This is a genomic window from Streptacidiphilus sp. EB129, from assembly GCF_041262645.1.
GTDB lineage: Bacteria > Actinomycetota > Actinomycetes > Streptomycetales > Streptomycetaceae > Streptacidiphilus.
In genome coordinates this window covers 133,026-148,308 of the sequence record NZ_JBGCCS010000003.1, presented here as the reverse complement: position 1 = coordinate 148,308, position 15,283 = coordinate 133,026, and the positions used below count along the sequence as shown (strand labels likewise).

The 15,283-nt window shown below is 73.0% G+C and carries 13 protein-coding genes; 1 reads left to right on the top strand and 12 read right to left on the bottom strand.

Features of this window, described 5'->3' with window-relative positions; translation table 11 throughout:
- Window positions 1-124 precede the first annotated feature (124 nt).
- The 10 genes from aroQ to ABH925_RS04835 form a co-directional block, all read right to left on the bottom strand.
- Window positions 125-556: a type II 3-dehydroquinate dehydratase gene (gene aroQ, locus ABH925_RS04880; RefSeq protein ID WP_370145579.1), complete on the bottom strand. Its 432-nt coding sequence runs from the start codon at window positions 554-556 to the stop codon at window positions 125-127.
- A complete protein-coding gene (gene aroB / locus ABH925_RS04875) occupies window positions 553-1,665 on the bottom strand; it encodes a 3-dehydroquinate synthase (protein ID WP_370145578.1) in 1,113 nt (370 codons plus the stop codon). The genes aroQ and aroB overlap by 4 nt, the downstream gene beginning before the upstream one ends.
- Complete coding sequence (locus ABH925_RS04870; protein WP_370145576.1) at window positions 1,662-2,240, bottom strand: shikimate kinase; 579 nt, start codon at window positions 2,238-2,240, stop codon at window positions 1,662-1,664. Before ABH925_RS04870 ends, aroB begins: the two co-directional genes overlap by 4 nt.
- Window positions 2,237-3,421 (bottom strand): chorismate synthase, encoded by a 1,185-nt coding sequence (gene aroC, locus ABH925_RS04865; RefSeq protein ID WP_370145574.1) that lies wholly within the window; start codon window positions 3,419-3,421, stop codon window positions 2,237-2,239. The genes ABH925_RS04870 and aroC overlap by 4 nt, the downstream gene beginning before the upstream one ends.
- A gap of 162 nt (window positions 3,422-3,583) precedes the next feature.
- Complete coding sequence (locus ABH925_RS04860) at window positions 3,584-4,411, bottom strand: shikimate dehydrogenase (protein ID WP_370145572.1); 828 nt, start codon at window positions 4,409-4,411, stop codon at window positions 3,584-3,586.
- Window positions 4,411-6,168: an endolytic transglycosylase MltG gene (gene mltG, locus ABH925_RS04855; protein WP_370145571.1), complete on the bottom strand. Its 1,758-nt coding sequence runs from the start codon at window positions 6,166-6,168 to the stop codon at window positions 4,411-4,413. Before mltG ends, ABH925_RS04860 begins: the two co-directional genes overlap by 1 nt.
- A 201-nt stretch (window positions 6,169-6,369) precedes the next feature.
- Window positions 6,370-6,852: a Holliday junction resolvase RuvX gene (gene ruvX, locus ABH925_RS04850; protein ID WP_370145570.1), complete on the bottom strand. Its 483-nt coding sequence runs from the start codon at window positions 6,850-6,852 to the stop codon at window positions 6,370-6,372.
- Window positions 6,849-9,515, bottom strand: a complete 2,667-nt coding sequence (gene alaS, locus ABH925_RS04845; RefSeq protein WP_370145569.1) for an alanine--tRNA ligase — start codon at window positions 9,513-9,515, stop codon at window positions 6,849-6,851. The genes ruvX and alaS overlap by 4 nt, the downstream gene beginning before the upstream one ends.
- Window positions 9,515-9,907 (bottom strand): DUF6167 family protein, encoded by a 393-nt coding sequence (locus tag ABH925_RS04840; protein WP_370145568.1) that lies wholly within the window; start codon window positions 9,905-9,907, stop codon window positions 9,515-9,517. The genes alaS and ABH925_RS04840 overlap by 1 nt, the downstream gene beginning before the upstream one ends.
- Window positions 9,908-9,913: 6 nt before the next feature.
- Window positions 9,914-10,399, bottom strand: coding sequence for a DUF948 domain-containing protein (locus tag ABH925_RS04835; RefSeq protein ID WP_370145566.1), 486 nt, complete (start codon window positions 10,397-10,399; stop codon window positions 9,914-9,916).
- Between the two features lie 249 nt (window positions 10,400-10,648).
- Here ABH925_RS04835 and ABH925_RS04830 point away from each other — a divergent pair, with 249 nt between their 5' ends.
- A complete protein-coding gene (locus ABH925_RS04830) occupies window positions 10,649-12,826 on the top strand; it encodes a regulator (RefSeq protein WP_370145564.1) in 2,178 nt (725 codons plus the stop codon).
- Window positions 12,827-12,953: 127 nt separating this feature from the next.
- On the opposite strand, the gene rpsD is transcribed toward ABH925_RS04830, so the two are convergent.
- Both rpsD and ABH925_RS04820 read right to left on the bottom strand, forming a co-directional pair.
- Window positions 12,954-13,568, bottom strand: coding sequence for a 30S ribosomal protein S4 (rpsD, locus tag ABH925_RS04825; RefSeq protein WP_034091232.1), 615 nt, complete (start codon window positions 13,566-13,568; stop codon window positions 12,954-12,956).
- A gap of 368 nt (window positions 13,569-13,936) precedes the next feature.
- Window positions 13,937-15,283 (bottom strand): replication-associated recombination protein A, encoded by a 1,347-nt coding sequence (locus ABH925_RS04820; RefSeq protein ID WP_370145563.1) that lies wholly within the window; start codon window positions 15,281-15,283, stop codon window positions 13,937-13,939.

Below are 15,283 nucleotides of genomic sequence, written 5' to 3'. Positions count from 1 at the left end.
CCGTCGCCGAAACGACGATACCGCGCCGCCCCACGCCTCTCCATCAGGGCTGTCCCGGAGGGGGCGCGAGGCGGGGGCGGTCACAACAGCGGTGCGGGCGCCGCCGGATGGGGCAGGCGCACGGTCAGACCAGCGAGCGCAGCGCCAGTTCGTAGGAGCCGACGCCGAAGCCCGCGATGGTGCCGGAGGCCACCGCGGAGATGACCGAGGTGTGCCGGAACTCCTCGCGGGCGTGCGGGTTGGAGATGTGCACCTCGATCAGCGGCGCGGTCCGCTGCGCCGCCGCGTCCCGCATCGCGTACGAGTAGTGGGTGAACGCGCCGGGGTTGATCACCACCGGCAGCTTGCCGTCGGCGGCCTCGTGCAGCCAGCGGATCATCTCGCCCTCGTCGTTGGTCTCACGGACCTCGACCTCCAGGCCCAGCTCCCGGCCCAGCGCGGTGCAGCGCTGCACCAGCCCTGCGTAGGAGGTGGAGCCGTAGACGTCGGGCTCGCGGCTGCCCAGGCGGCCCAGGTTGGGGCCGTTGAGCACCAGCACCCGCTGCGGCCCGCTCACTTGCCCACCTCGGCGTAGGCCGCGACCAGCAGCGTCGGGTCCGGCGCCTCCAGCACCGTGGGCTTGGCCAGGCCGTCCAGCACGATGAAGCGCAGCATGTCGGCGCGCGACTTCTTGTCCAGCCTCATGGTGTCCAGCAACTTCGGCCAGGCGTCCGCCTGGTAGCTCAGCGGCAGGCCCACCGAGGCCAGCACCGCGCGGTGCCGGTCGGCCGTGGCGTCGTCCAGCCGCCCGGCCAGCCGGCCGAGTTCGGCGGCGAAGACCATGCCCACGCTGACCGCCGCACCGTGCCGCCACTTGTAGCGCTCGTTGCGCTCGATCGCGTGCGCCAGGGTGTGGCCGTAGTTGAGGATCTCCCGGCGGCCGGACTCCTTGAGGTCGCCGGAGACCACCTCGGCCTTGACCTTGATCGAGCGGGCGATCAGCTCGGTGGTGTGCGGGCCCTCGGGGCTGGTGGCGGCCTGCGGGTCGGATTCGATCAGGTCCAGGATCGCCGGGTCGGCGATGAAGCCGGTCTTGATCACCTCGGCCAGGCCGCTGATGTAGTCGTTGCGCGGCAGCGAGGCCAGCGTGGCCAGGTCGGCCAGCACGCCGGCCGGCGGGTGGAACGCGCCGACCAGGTTCTTGCCCTCGGCGATGTTGATGCCGGTCTTGCCGCCGACCGCCGCGTCGACCATGCCCAGCAGCGTGGTGGGCATGGCGATCCAGCGCACCCCGCGCAGCCAGGACGCGGCCACGAACCCGGCCAGGTCGGTGGTCGCGCCGCCGCCCACGCCGACGATCACGTCGGTACGGGTGAAGCCGGTCTGCCCGAGCACCGACCAGCAGTAGGCGGCGACCTCGGCGCTCTTGGCCTCCTCGGCGTTGGGCACCTGCAGCGCGATGGCCTGGTAGCCCTGGGCGGCCAGGTCGTCGCGGATGGCCTCACCGGTGGCGGCCAGCGCCTCCGGGTGCACCACCGCGACCCGCTGGGCCGAACTCCCGATGAGCGAGGCCAGCTCGCCGAGCAGGTTGTGGCCCAGCAGCACGTCGTACGGGGCGGTGCCGGCGGTGCCGCCGACACGGATACGCGTCACCTCGTCGGGGGACGCAGGGTGGCTGTCCGTCATGCCTTCTCCAGCTCCAGCGCGTTGAGGACGGCGTCGGCCACCTGGTCGGGGGTCAGGCCGTCGGTGGCCACCACGACACGGGCGGCCTCGGTGTAGAGGGGGCGGCGCTGCTCCATCAGCTCGCGCCAGCGGGCGCGGGGGTTGCCGATCAGCAGCGGGCGCGGGGCGTCCAGGCCGACCCGCTTGACCGCGTCGTGCAGGCCCACGTCGAGGAAGACCACCGGGCGGCCGGCCAGCAGCGCGCGGGTCTCCGCACGCATGATCGCGCCGCCGCCGAGGGACAGCACGCCGCGGTGCCCGGCCAGGGCGTCCCGCACCGCCGCCGCCTCCAGCGCGCGGAAGTGCGGCTCGCCGTCGTCGACGAACACGTCCGCGATCGGCTTGCCCGCGGTGGCGACGACGTCGGCGTCGGTGTCCCGGTAGCCGACGCCCAGCCGGGCCGCCAGGATCGCGCCCACGGTCGACTTCCCGGAGCCGGGCGGCCCGATCAGCACGACCAGCGGCCCGGCCGCCGCAGTGGTGGTCCCCGCGGTTCTCTCCGCGGTGGTGTCGGGGGTGGTCTGCGGGGTGGTCATCGGACGACGAGGTGGTCGAGGTAGCCCTGGACGTTGCGGCGGGTCTCGGAGACGTTGTCGCCGCCGAACTTCTCCGCCACCGCGTCGGCCAGCACCAGCGCGACCATCGCCTCGGCGACGATGCCGGCGGCCGGCACCGCGCAGACGTCGGAGCGCTGGTGGTGCGCCTTGGCGGCCTCGCCGGTGCGGGTGTCGATGGTGGCCAGTGCCCGCGGAACCGTCGCGATCGGCTTCATCGCGGCGCGGACCCGCAGCAGTTCGCCGGTGGACAGGCCGCCCTCGGTGCCACCGGAGCGGCCGGAGGTGCGGCGCACCCCCTCGGCGCCGGGGACGATCTCGTCGTGCGCCTGGGACCCGGGGATCCGGGCCAGCTCGAAACCGTCGCCGACCTCGACGCCCTTGATCGCCTGAATGCCCATCAGCGCGGCGGCCAGCCGCGCGTCCAGACGCCGGTCCCAGTGCACGTGCGAGCCGAGACCCACCGGAACGCCGTAGGCGAGCACCTCGACCACACCGCCCAGGGTGTCTCCGTCCTTGTGGGCCTGGTCGATCTCGGCGACCATCCGCTTGGACGCGTCGGCGTCCAGGCAGCGCACCGGGTCCTCGTCCAGCCGCGCCTCGTCGGCGGGCACCGGGACCACGCCGGCCGGGGCCTTGGCCGCGCCGAGCTCCACCACGTGCGAGACCAGCTCGATCCCGCAGGTCTCCTTGAGGTAGGCGCGCGCGACCGCGCCCAGCGCCACCCGGGCCGCGGTCTCCCGGGCGCTGGCGCGCTCCAGGATCGGACGGGCCTCGTCCAGCGAGTACTTCTGCATTCCGGCCAGGTCGGCGTGGCCCGGCCGGGGCCGGGTCAGCGGCTCGTTGCGGGCCAGACCGGCGAGGATCTCCGGGTCGACCGGGTCGGCCGACATGACCTGCTCCCACTTGGGCCACTCGGTGTTGCCCACCATCACGGCCACCGGGCTGCCCATGGTCAGCCCGTGCCGGACCCCGCCCAGGAAGGTGACCTGGTCCTGCTCGAACTTCATCCGGGCACCACGCCCGTAGCCGAGCCGCCGGCGCGCGAGCGCGTCCGCGACCAGCTCGGAGGTCACGGGGACACCGGCCGGCAGGCCTTCCAGCGTCGCCACCAGTGCAGGGCCGTGCGACTCCCCCGCCGTCAGCCAGCGCAAGGTACCCAACGGTGCTCCTTAGATCAGTCGTCCGTCACGATGATCCTCCCACGATCAGTGCCGGAGCTTCGAATCCGTCCAGGTCCCGGACCCCCGGTGGGACCGGCGCACCGTCGCCGGCCCAGCCGCCGTCCGCCCCGCCCTCGTCGGCGGCTGCCGGCCCGTCGGCGGTCAGCCGCCGGCCGCGAGCGCCGCCTCACCGGCGGCGCGCATGGCGGCCAGTGGAGCCGGGCGGACGCCGGTGAAGAACTCGCACTGCAGCACCGCCTGGTGCACCAGCAGGTCGAGGCCGCCGAGCACGGTGCCGCCACGGCCGGACCAGGCGGCGGCGAGCGCCGTCGGCCAGGGGTGGTAGAGCACGTCGAACAGCGCCCCGGGCGCGGCCGGGACGGCGTCGGCGAGGTGGTCGGTGGCGCCGACCGGGGTGGTGGAGATCGTCAGCGGGGTCGCGAAGGCCTCGGCCGCGCGCTCCCAGGGCGCGGTGCCGACCTTCACCCCCAGCCGCTCGCCGAGCTCCCGCATCTGCGCCGCCCGTTCCGGCCCGCGGACATAGGCGGTGACCTCGCCGGTGCAGATCTGGCCGAGCGCGGCCAGCGCCGAGGAGGCGGTGGCACCGGCGCCGAGCACGGCCGCGGACTCCACCGTGCCGACGCCCCGCTCCCGCAGCGCCGCGACCAGGCCGGGCACGTCGGTGTTGTCCCCGCTCCGGCTGCCGTCGGCGTGGAACAGCACGGTGTTGACCGCGTCCACCGCCAGCGCGGTGTCGCTGACCCGGTCCAGCAGCGGGATCACCGCCCGCTTCAGCGGCATCGTCAGCGACAGCCCGGTCCAGCCCTCGCCGGCCACGTCCAGCCCGGCCAGGAAGCCGGGCAGCGCGGCCTCGTCCACCTCGAAGCGGTCGTAGCGGTGCCCGCTCAGGCCCAGCGCCGCGTACGCGGCCCGGTGCAGCACCGGCGACAGCGAGTGCGCGATCGGCGACCCCAGGACGGCGGCGCGCATCAGTTGCACTGCCCCGCGACCGGGTCGAAACCCTGGTGGTGGTCCGTGCAGTACTGCTTCACATAGACCTTGAACTCGTCGAAGGTGTTCGCGAACTGGGTGTTGTTGGAGTCCATCGCGATGAAGTACATCCAGCCGCCCGGGGTCGGGTTGAGCACCGCCTGGATCGCCGCGTCGCCCGGGTTGGTGATCGGGCCGGGCGGCAGGCCCTTGTTGTAGTAGGTGTTGTAGCCCGAGGTGATGGTGTCCTTCTCGTGGTTGGTGAAGTTCTTCCGGCCCAGGAAGTACTGCAGCGTGGTGTCCAGCCCCAGCTTGCCCTGGGTCGGGCTGGCCGCGGTGGAGTTGAGCCGGTTGTTCAGCACCCGGGCGATCTTGCCGAAGTCCTCCGAGTTGTTGCCCTCGGCCTGCAGGATGCTGGCCTCGATCAGCACCTGGTAGCCGCTCTGCAGGCTGGCGCCGGACGCGCCGCTGTCCATCTGCAGCGACTGGAACTTGCCGACCGCGTTGGCCACCATCTGCTTCAGCAGGTCGTCCGGCTTCATGCCCTGGCTGACCGAGTACCGGGTCGGCCACAGGAAGCCCTCGATGTTGCCGTTGGCGAAGGCCGGCAGGCCCAGCTGCTTGACGTCGGCCTTGGCGGCGGCGGCGGTGGTGCCCGCGGCGACGCCGAGCTTCTTGTCGATCAGCGGGAAGATCTGGGTGGCGCGCAGGCCCTCGGGGATGATCAGCGCGTCGCCGCCGTTGGCGTCCACCAGGAAGGCCACCGCGTCGGTGCCCGACATCTCCAGGTGCATGGTGTAGGAGCCGGGCTGGATGCTGGTGCCCTTGGGGTTCTTCTGGTAGGCGTCGACGAAGGCCTGGCTGCTCTTGACCACCCCGGCCGACTTCAGCGTGTTGGCCATCACCCAGCCGGTCGCACTGTCCGGGATGGTGATCGTCACCGTGTTGGCGGTCCCGGCGCCCGCGTAGTCCGGCGCGGGGCCGAAGTGGCTCTGATAGAAGCCGTAGCCGAAGTAGCCGCCGGCCGCGACCGCGGCGACCAGCAGGAACGACATGCCCAGGCAGGCCACGCCGCTGCGCTTGCGCTCGCTGCGGCCCTGCTGCTTGCGGCGGCGCTCGCCACTGCGGCTGTCGTCCTCCTCGGCGAGGAAGGGCTGGTAGTCCTCCTCCTCGTCGTACTCCCCGGCGCCCTGCTCGTGCTCGCCGTCGGCGTGCTCGTCCTGCGGGTACTCCTCCGCGCCGAACCCGTCCGCCGGCGGCGGCTCCTCGTGGACCGGGGCCGCGGCGTGCGCGTCCAGCGCCGCCGCCTCGGCCTCCCAGTCGATCCCGTCCGGGCCGAGCACCGGGGCCTGCGGGACCGGTGCCTGCGGCTGGACCGGGGCCGCGCCGGGCACGTTGGCCCGGCCGCGCGTCGGGTAACCCTGCTGGTGAGGCTGCTGGGGCTGCTGCGGATAGCCCGGCTGCTGCCCGTACCCGGGCTGTTGCGGGTAGTCCGGCTGCCGCCCGTACCCCGGCTGCTGGGGATAGCCCTGCTGGGGCTGCTGCTGGGGGTAGCCCTGCTGCGGGTATCCCTGCTGGGGCTGCTGCTGCGGGTAGGGATGCACCGGCTGCTGGCCGGTCTGATAGGGGTCCTGTCCCTGGGGGCCACCCCAGCCGTGTGGCTGGGGTCCGCCGGACATCTGGGGGTACGGGACGCCCTGCTGCGGGTCCTCGTGTCCCCACGGTGCGCTGCCGTAGCCGCGGCCCTGGTCGGTCATGCTTCCCCTTGGACGACGTGGCGACCGGCATCCCCTCCGGCCGGACGGGACTTCCCCGCCGACGATCGAACCGACGCGCCATCCGGCAAGTCGTGATGCGGAACGTTACCCTAAGCCACCCGGAAGCAGGCAGCGCAGTAGGACAAATCAACCGCTAACGCCGAGTCACGCCGTTCTCCCGCGCCGTCCGGGGCGCCCAGTTCACTCCGATGGCCGTACCGGCTCCACGACCTGGCCCGGCGGCCTGCCGCTGGTCTTCTCGCCCTCCAGGGCACTCTGCAGGATCACCACGGCCGCGGCCTGGTCGATCACGGAGCGTCCCTTTTTCGCCTTCACCCCCGAGGCCCGCAGCCCGGCGGCGGCGGTCACCGTGGTCATCCGCTCGTCCACCAGCCGCACCGGCACCGGCGCCAGCCGCCGGGCCAGTTGCTCGGCGTAGGCCCGGACCTTGACGGCGGCCGGGCCCTCCCGTCCGTTCAGCGAGCGCGGCAGCCCGACGACCACCTCGACCGCCTCGTACTCCTCGGCGAGCGCCACCAGCCGCGCCTGGGAGCGCGGCCCGGCGGGGACGGTCTCGACGGGGGTGGCCAGCATCCCGTCGGGGTCGCAGGACGCGACCCCGATCCGGGCGTCGCCCACGTCCACGCCGATCCGCCGCCCCCGCCGGAACGTGCTCCCGGTCATGCCTGGCCGACCTCGCGGCGCACCGCGGCGATGGCCTGCTCGACGGCGTTCGGGTCGGTGCCGCCGCCCTGGGCGACGTCGTCCTTGCCGCCACCGCCGCCGCCGAGGGTCTTGGCGGCGGCGCGCACCAGCGCCCCGGCCTTGACCCCGCGCTCACGGGCCGCCTCGTTGGTGGCGATCACGGTGAGCGGACGGCCGTTGGCGACGGTGAACACCGCGACCACGGCGGGGCGTCCCCCCGTGACGCGCTGGCGGACGTCGAGAACCAGCTTCCGCAGGTCGTCCGCTGACGTACCGTCCGGGACCCGGGCGGCGACCAGCGCGATACCGGCGACGTCCTCGGCCGCGGCGGCCAGACCGGCCGCGGCCTGCAGCACCTTCTCGGCGCGGAAGCGGTCGATCTCCTTCTCCGCGTCCTTGAGCTTGCCGAGCATCCCGGCGATCTTCTCCGGCAGCTCCTCCGGGCGGCCCTTGACCAGCTCGGTGAGCTGCGAGACCACGGTGTGCTCACGGGCCAGGAAGCGGTACGCGTCCACGCCGACCAGGGCCTCGACCCGGCGCACGCCGGAGCCGATGGAGGCCTCGCCGAGCAGCTTCACCAGGCCCAGCTGGGCGGTGTTGCCGACGTGCGTGCCGCCGCAGAGCTCCTTGGAGAAGTCGCCGATGGTGACCACGCGGACCCGCTCGCCGTACTTCTCGCCGAACTCGGCGATGGCGCCCTGCCGCTTGGCCTCGTCGATCGCCATCACCTCGGCGGTGACGTCGAGTTCACGGGCCAGCACCTCGTTGATCTTCTGCTCGACGTCCGAGAGCACCCCGCCGGGAACGGCGTTGGGCGAGCCGAAGTCGAAGCGGAAGCGGCCGGGCGAGTTCTCCGAACCGGCCTGGGCGGCGGTGGGGCCGAGCGCGTCGCGCAGCGCCTGGTGGGTCAGGTGGGTGGCGCTGTGGGCGCGGGCGATGGCCCGGCGCCGGGTGACGTCGATGACGGCGTGCGCGGAGGCGCCGAGCACCACCTCGCCGACCATCACGCTGCCCTTGTGCACGTACACGCCGGGCACCGGCTGCTGGACGTCGCGGACCTCGACCACCGCGCCGGACTCCAGCCGGATCCGGCCCTGGTCCGCGAGCTGGCCGCCGCCCTCGGCGTAGAAGGGGGTGCGGTCCAGGACCACCTCGACCTCGTCGCCCTCCAGCGCGGCCGGGGCCGGGGCCCCGTCCACCAGCAGGCCGACGACGGTGGACTCGCCCTCGTTGCTGGTGTAGCCGATGAAGGAGGTGGCCCCGGCGCGGTCGGCCACCTCGCGGTAGGCGGAGACGTCGGCGTGGCCCATCTTCTTGGCCTTGGCGTCGGCCTTGGCCGCGTCCCGCTGCTCCTTCATCAGACGGCGGAAGCCGTCCTCGTCCACCGTCAGCCCCTGCTCCGACGCGATCTCCAGGGTGAGGTCGATCGGGAAGCCGTAGGTGTCGTGCAGCTGGAAGGCCTTGTCCCCGGCCAGCACAGCGCTGCCGGCGGCCTTGGTCTCGCTGACGGCGGTGTCCAGGATGTTGGTACCGGCGTTGAGCGTCTTCAGGAAGCGGCTCTCCTCGGCGAGCGCGACGGTCTCGATGCGCTTGCGGTCGGTCTCCAGCTCCGGGTACTGCTGCCCCATGGTGCTGATCACGGTGTCGACCAGCTCGCCGACGACCGGACCGGTGGCGCCCATCAGCCGCATGTTGCGGACCGCGCGGCGCATGATGCGGCGCAGCACGTAGCCGCGGCCCTCGTTGCCGGGGGTGACGCCGTCGCCGATCAGCATCACCGAGGTGCGCATGTGGTCGGCGACCACGCGCAGCGAGACGTCGCTGCCGTGGGCGGCGCCGTAGCGGACGCCGGTCAGCTCGGTGGCCCTGTCCATCACCACGCGCAGGGTGTCGGTCTCGTACATGTTCTGCACGCCCTGCAGGATCATCGCGAGGCGTTCCAGGCCGAGGCCGGTGTCGATGTTCTTGGCCGGGAGGTCGCCCAGGATCGGGAAGTCCTCCTTGCCGTCCCCCGCGCCGCGCTCGTACTGCATGAAGACCAGGTTCCAGATCTCCACGTAGCGCTCGTCGTTGACGGCCGGGCCGCCCTCGACGCCGAACTCCGGGCCGCGGTCGTAGTTGATCTCCGAGCACGGGCCGCAGGGGCCGGGCACGCCCATGGACCAGTAGTTGTCCTTCTTGCCCAGGCGCTGGATCCGCTCGGCCGGGACGCCGATCCTGTCGCGCCAGATCGACTCGGCCTCGTCGTCGTCCAGGTAGACCGTGACCCACAGCCGCTCCGGGTCCAGCCCGAAGCCGCCGTCGGCGACCGAGGAGGTGAGCAGCTCCCAGGCGTAGCTGATGGCTCCCTCCTTGAAGTAGTCGCCGAAGGAGAAGTTGCCGCACATCTGGAAGAAGGTGCCGTGCCGGGTGGTCTTGCCGACCTCCTCGATGTCCGGGGTGCGGACGCACTTCTGCACGCTGGTGGCGCGGCTGAAGGGCGGCTTGACCTCGCCGAGGAAGTAGGGCTTGAAGGGCACCATGCCGGCCGGGACCAGCAGCAGCGTCGGGTCGTCTGCGATCAGCGACGCCGAGGGGACGACGGTGTGCCCGCGCTCCTCGAAGAATCGCAGCCAGCGGCGGCGGATCTCAGCCGACTCCATCAGTTGTCCTCATTCCGGTTGTACGGGGTGATGTCTGTAGTAGAGGGTGCGGCGGGGGAAAGCGCGACTCGTTTTCGGTCGGAAAGTCGCTGTTGCGCGACCACGCGCTGCTGTGCGGCACTGCCGCGCAGCACCGGTGCTCCCGGCGTGCCGGGGGCGGCCAGCACGCTGCCGTCCAGGCCCAGCTGCCGGTTGAGCTCCAGCTCGCGCTGGACCATGCCGGCCCGGACCTCGCCGGCGAAGGAGCGGACCGCCTCGCCGACGTCGACGGCGCCGCGTGCGGCGCTGTCGGCCAGGCTACCGGGGGTCAGGCTGCGGGCGACCTGGTTGGCCTTGTTCAGCGTCCACACGGTGGCGCCCGCGCCCACGGCCATCCAGAAGATCCGACGCATCGTGGTCTAGCCCTTCTTCGTCAGCAGTAGCCGGGCGAACATCCCGCGCCGCCGCGCGGTCGCGGCCTGCACCTCGGCCTTGACCATCCGCGCGATCAGGTCCCGTTCGGTCTGCTGCGGCACGTACCGCTCGGGCCGGCCGTTGGACCGCTGCCGGGCGACGGCGCTGCGGACGCCGTAGCTGAACGCGGAGAGCTTCACCAGCGGGCCGCCCAGGGTGGCCGCCATGGTCGAGGACAGCGCGTTGGCGTTGGCCGCCGCGTCCTGGACGTTGGCGGTGATCTCGTCGACCCGGACCAGCTGGTCGTTGGCGGCCCGCAGGGTCTCGGCCGCCTCGTCCAGCAGCGGCACGGTGCGTTCGGTGACCGTGGCGACCAGGGTGGTGGCCGCGCGCAGCGCGCCCGCGAGCCGGACCAGCACCACGGCGAGCAGGGTGACCAGCACCGCCCAGAACACCGCGACGACGAGGCCCGCGACCTCTCCACCCGACACTGTGACGCTCCCTCGCTCCGCTCGCCCGCGCACCGCCCCCGCGATGCGGTCCGGACGTGCTGGAACCCTATCGTGACCGGCCGTGGTTTCCCGACCGCCCTGGGGGACGCGGCGCCGCCGTCCCCGGCTTCCCGGCGGTTCCGGCGGCGTTCGTAACCTACGCCGCGTCACCTCGTTGGGCCGTTGAGGGCACGACTGCGACGGCACCGTCCACGCGGCTCCCCGCACCAGGCGCCCCATCAGGAAACCATGAGACTCCCGAAGGGGAACGCGTTGGACAGCAGCGGCACCGGCAACCTCCCGGCGGAGACCACCGGCTTCGTCGGCCGTGGCCCCGAACTCACGGTGGTGGCCCGGTTGTTGACCCGTGCCCGGATGGTCACCGTGATCGGCCCCGGCGGGGTCGGCAAGAGCCGGCTGGCGCTGCGCGCCGCCGCGGCGGCCGCCCCGGGAACCCCCGGCGGAGCCTGGGTGGTCGAGTGCTCCCTGGTCACCGACCCGGGCCTGCTGGGCCACGCGGTGGCCCAGTCGCTGCAGCTGACCGACGGCACCGCCCGGCCGGCCGCCGAGGTCCTGGTCGACCACCTGCGCGACCGCGACCTGCTGCTGGTCCTGGACGGCTGCGAGCACCTGGTGGACGGCTGCTCCCGGCTCGCGGCCCGACTGCTCGCCGCCGCGCCGCGGCTGCGGATCCTGGCCACCAGCAGACAGCCGCTGGGCGTGTCCGGCGAACACCTGCTGCGGGTGGCGCCGCTGGCGGTGGACACCCCCGAGGCGGAGGCGGTCGAGCTCTTCGCCCAGCGGGCGGCCGCCGTCGACCCGGACTTCCGGATCACCGACCGGAACCGGGAGGCGGTGCGCTCGCTCTGCCGCCGGCTCGACGGCATCCCGCTGGCGCTGGAGCTGGCCGCCGGGCGGCTGCACGTGCTGTCCCTGCAGCAGATCGGCGAGCGGCTCGACGACCGGTTCCGCATCCTCACCGGCGGCTCGCGCACCTCGCTGCCCCGGCACCAGACGCTGCGCACCGCCATCGGCTGGAGCCACGAGCTGTGCACCCCGGCCGAGCGGCTGCTCTGGGCCCGGATCTCGGTCTTCGCCGGCGGCTTCGACCTGGAGGCGGCCGAGTACGTGTGCTCCAGCGACGGCCTGGCCGCCGACGAGGTGCTGGAGCTGCTGTCGGAGCTGGTTGCCAAGTCCATCGTGCTGCGCGAGCAGGACCGTTACCGGCAGTTGGACACCCTGCGCGCCTACGGGGCGCGGTGGCTGGCCGAGAGCGGCACCGAGCACCTGATGCGCCGCCGGCACCGCGACTGGTACCTGGGGCTGGCCAGCTGGGGCGAGCTGGAGTGGTTCAGCCCGCGTCAGGCGCAGACCAGCGACCGCACCCACCGGGCTCACCCCAATCTGCGGGCCGCCCTGGAGTTCTGCCTCGGCGAGCCCGGCGAGGAGCAGACCGCACTGCTGCTGGCCGGGACGCTGTGGTACTTCTGGGTCGGCTGCGGGCACCTCAACGAGGGCCGGCACTGGCTGGACCGGGCGCTGGCACTGTCCCCCGAGCCGACCGAGGCCCGGGCCAAGGCGCTCTGGGTCACCGGTTACACGGCCACCCTGCAGGGCGACCTACGGTGCGCGGCACCGCTGTTGGAGGAGTGCCGCCGCCAGGCGCTGGAGACCGGGGACGACCGCGCGCTGGCCTACGCGGTGCACCGGCAGGGCTGCGCCGCGCTGATGGGGGACGACCTTCCGCGCGCCACCGAGCTGTTCGAGGAGGCGCTGTGGCACTACGACAAGCTGGGCGAGCTGAACAGCAACGTGGTGATGGCGATGTTCGAGCTGGGCCTCGCCATGATCTTCCAGGGCGACACCGGCGACGGCGAGCGGTGGATGGCGAAGGTCCGCGACGTCTGCGAGGAGTTCGGCGAGCAGTGGGCCTACGCGTACGGGCTGTTCGCGGTGGCCTACTCGTCCTGGCTCGGCGGCGACATCCGGGCCGCCCGGGCGCACGCCCGCGAGTGCGTGCGGCTGAACCACGTCTTCCGCGACCTGGTGGGCGTGGTGCTGGGGATCGAGGTGCTGGCGCTGCTGGCGACCGAGCCGGGCGACGAGGGCGCCCCCGGCGACCTGCGCGAGGCCCGGCTGCTGCAGGGTGCGGCGCACTCCATCTGGCAGGACGTCGGCATCCCGCTGTTCGGCTCGCGCAGCTTCAACGCGGCGCATGCGGAGTGCGAGCTGCGGGTGCTGGCGGGGCTGGGCGAGGAGGAGGCTGCCGAATCGTTCCGCTCGGGTTCGGCGCTGGACCTGGACGCGGCGGTGGCGCGGGCCCTGCACGGAGCCGACCCGGCCTCCGGCCGCGGCACCGACGGCCCGCCCGGGCCCCTGCTGCCGGTACCCAGCACCCCGCGCGCCCCGGCCCCGGCCGACGCCTGACCTCCGACGGCACGGGCACCCCCGCCGGGCAGGCGGACGCCGCGTGCCCCGCGGCAGCCACGCCGCAACGCACCGCGCCCCCCGCGGCCTTTCGGCTGCGGGGGGCGCGGTGGAGGACTGTCGCGGGTCAGCGCGAGTAGTACTCGACGACGAGCTGCTCGTCGCAGATGACCGGAACCTCGCGGCGCTGCGGCGCGCGGTCCAGACGGAAGGCCAGGGCCTTCAGGTTGACCTCGAGGTACTTCGGGGTCTGACCCTCACCCGCGTTGCCACCCTCACGGGCGACCTGGAAGGGGGTCTTCTCCTTGGAGCGGTCGCGGACCGTCACCACGAAGCCAGGCTTGAGCTGGAACGAGGGGCGGTTGACCTTGCTGCCGTTGACCTCGATGTGGCCGTGGACGACCATCTGGCGGGCCTGGTAGATGGTCCGGGCGATGCCCGAACGCAGCACCAGGGAGTCCAGACGGGTCTCCAGCTCGGAGATCAGCGCCTCACCGGTCTTGCCCTCGACCTTGCGAGCACGGTCGAACGCGCGGGCCATCTGGGTCTCGCTCAGGTCGTACTGAGCGCGCAGACGCTGCTTCTCGACCAGACGGACCTTGTAGTCCGAGTTCTGCTTGCGGCCACGGCCGTGCTGGCCGGGCGGGTACGGGCGGGCCTCGAAGTACTTGACGGACTTCGGGGTCAGCGGAATACCCAGGGCACGGGCAATCTTGACCTTGGGACGCTTCTGGTTCGCCATGAACCAAACCTCATCTCACTTGTGAATGGCTCACCACTGTTGAAGGAGGTCGCCTCTCGCGGTCCGGGGAAACCACCCTGCCGCGAGGCAGGGTAATCAGCCGCTCTCCGGTACCGGGCACAATGTGCAGCACACGAACGGCCCACCGCCGTCAAGGTGGTGGGCTGCACGCGACACCCGAAGGGTGCGCGACGCTCCTGGAACCGTTCCCTCGCGGGTGCGGCTCCCTGTATGACGCCCCGCTGGTGATGCCAGGCTTGCGCCTGGGCACGGGACATCTCGCTCGGGACAGTCTAACGGACCGCTCCCGGTGCCACCGACCACCAGATCCGCGCCCCTGACTACCGGGTGCTACTGACTACCGGGTGCTACTGACCGCCGAGCTTGCCGCGCACCCACTCGGCGATGTCGGCGTAGCGGGCCTCCGCGCCGTGCCGGGTGGGCTCGTAGTAGCGCCGGCCGTGCACCGCGTCGGGGGCGTACTGCTGCGCGGCGACGCCGTCGGGCAGGTCGTGCGGATAGACGTAGCCCTGCGCGTGGCCCAGCTTCTTCGCCCCCGCGTAGTGACCGTCCCGCAGATGCGGCGGCACCGGCCCGGCCAGGCCCTTGCGGACGTCGGCGAGAGCGGCGCCGATGGCCGTGGTCGCGGCGTTGGACTTGGGCGCCAGGGCCAGCGCGATCACGGCGTGGGAGAGGGTCAGCGCCGCCTCGGGGAAGCCGATCATCGCCACCGCCTGGGCGGCGGCCACCGCGATCGGCAGCGCGTTGGGGTCGGCCAGGCCGATGTCCTCGCTCGCCGAGATCATCAGCCGGCGCGCGATGAACCGGGGGTCCTCCCCCGCCTCGATCATCCGCGCCAGGTAGTGCAGCGCCGCGTCGACGTCGCTACCCCGGATCGACTTGATCAGCGCGCTGGCCACGTCGTAGTGCTGGTCGCCGTCCCGGTCGTAGCGCACCGCCGCCTTGTCGACGGCCTGTTCCACGTCCGCCAGCCGGATCTCCGGCCCGGCCAGCGCCAGCGTGGTCCCGGCCGCCGCCTCCAGCGCGGTCAGCGCCTTGCGGGCGTCGCCGCCGGCGATCCGGACCAGATGGTCCTCGGCGTCCGGCGCCAGCGTCAGCGCCGCGCCCAGGCCGCGCTCGTCGGCCACCGCCCGGTGCAGCAGGCCCCGGATGTCGTCCTCGGTCAGCGACTCCAGCGTGAGCAGCAGCGAGCGGGACAGCAGCGGGGAGATCACCGAGAAGTACGGGTTCTCGGTGGTCGCGGCGATCAGCGTCACCCAGCGGTTCTCGACCGCCGGCAGCAGGCTGTCCTGCTGGGCCTTGGAGAAGCGGTGGATCTCGTCCAGGAACAGCGTGGTCTCCCGCCCGGACATGCCCACCTCGCGCCGCGCGGACTCGATCACCGCGCGGACCTCCTTGACCCCGGCGGTGATCGCGGAGAGCTCCACGAAGCGCTTCTCGGTGGCCTGGCTGATCACATACGCGAGGGTGGTCTTCCCGGTCCCGGGCGGCCCGTAGAGGATCACCGACGAGGTCGCGGCGGGCCCGGCGGCCCCGGCCACCAGCCGCCGCAGCGGCGACCCCTCCCCCAGCAGCCGCCGCTGGCCGGCCACCTCGTCCAGGGTGCGCGGGCGCATCCGTACGGCCAGCGGGGCCCGGCCGGGCTCGGTGGCCAGGCGTTCGTCGGCGGCGGTGGTGAAGAGGTCCGGTTCCAC

Coding starts and splice junctions, on each gene's coding strand:
- ABH925_RS04830 (WP_370145564.1), top strand. CDS start 10,649: ATGAGACTCCCGAAGGGGAACGCGTTGGACAGCAGCGGCACCGGCAAC.
- alaS (WP_370145569.1), bottom strand. CDS start 9,515: ATGGAGTCGGCTGAGATCCGCCGCCGCTGGCTGCGATTCTTCGAGGAG.
- mltG (WP_370145571.1), bottom strand. CDS start 6,168: ATGACCGACCAGGGCCGCGGCTACGGCAGCGCACCGTGGGGACACGAG.
- rpsD (WP_034091232.1), bottom strand. CDS start 13,568: ATGGCGAACCAGAAGCGTCCCAAGGTCAAGATTGCCCGTGCCCTGGGT.
- ruvX (WP_370145570.1), bottom strand. CDS start 6,852: ATGACCGGGAGCACGTTCCGGCGGGGGCGGCGGATCGGCGTGGACGTG.
- ABH925_RS04860 (WP_370145572.1), bottom strand. CDS start 4,411: ATGCGCGCCGCCGTCCTGGGGTCGCCGATCGCGCACTCGCTGTCGCCG.
- ABH925_RS04840 (WP_370145568.1), bottom strand. CDS start 9,907: ATGCGTCGGATCTTCTGGATGGCCGTGGGCGCGGGCGCCACCGTGTGG.
- aroB (WP_370145578.1), bottom strand. CDS start 1,665: ATGACGGACAGCCACCCTGCGTCCCCCGACGAGGTGACGCGTATCCGT.
- ABH925_RS04870 (WP_370145576.1), bottom strand. CDS start 2,240: ATGACCACCCCGCAGACCACCCCCGACACCACCGCGGAGAGAACCGCG.